The following is a 735-nucleotide window of genomic DNA, read 5'->3' on the forward strand; positions in this document are numbered from 1 at the left end:
GTGGGTGAGTTGTGCATCGGTGGAGCCGGCCTCGCCCGCGGATACCTCAACCGCCCCGACCTGACCGCCCAGAACTTCATCGCCAACCCCTACGGCCAACACCCCGGCGAACGCCTCTACAAAACCGGCGACCTCGCACGCTTCCTCCCCGACGGCAACATCGAACTCCTCGGCCGCATCGACGACCAGATCAAGATCCGCGGATTCCGCGTCGAACTCGGCGAGATCGAAGCCGTCCTCGCCCAACACCCCAACATCCGCAACACCGCCGTCCTCGTCCACACCGACGGCGCCGCCAAACGCCTGGTCGCCTACACCACCACCAAAGAACCGGCCGACCCCGACGACCTACGCACCTTCCTCGGCCAACGCCTACCCGACTACATGGTCCCGGGCGTGTTCGTCCCCCTCGACGAACTCCCCCTCACCCCCAACGGCAAAGTCGACCGCACAGCACTCGCGGCCCTGCCCTGGCACGAACACACCACCGATTCCCGCGACCACGTCGCGCCGCGCACGCCCGTGGAGGAACAACTCGCCCACATCTGGCAGGACGTCCTCGCACTCGACCAACCAGTCGGCGTCCACGACAGCTTCTTCTCCCTGGGCGGCGACTCCATCCTGAGCCTGCAGGTCGTCTTCCGCGCCAAACAGCACGGCCTCCACCTGACCGTCAAACAGCTCTTCCAGCACCAGACCATCGCCGAACTCGCCCCCGTCACCGAACAACGCCAG

Annotated in this window: 1 protein-coding gene; it reads left to right on the forward strand. The window is 66.4% G+C overall.

Annotated elements, in window-relative coordinates:
• Positions 1-735, forward strand: a 735-nt coding sequence (locus ADL05_RS27650) for a phosphopantetheine-binding protein (RefSeq protein ID WP_156366084.1), incomplete at both ends; no start/stop codon positions are given.

The sequence above is a fragment of the Nocardiopsis sp. NRRL B-16309 genome (assembly GCF_001279585.1).
Taxonomy (GTDB): Bacteria; Actinomycetota; Actinomycetes; order Streptosporangiales; family Streptosporangiaceae; genus Nocardiopsis.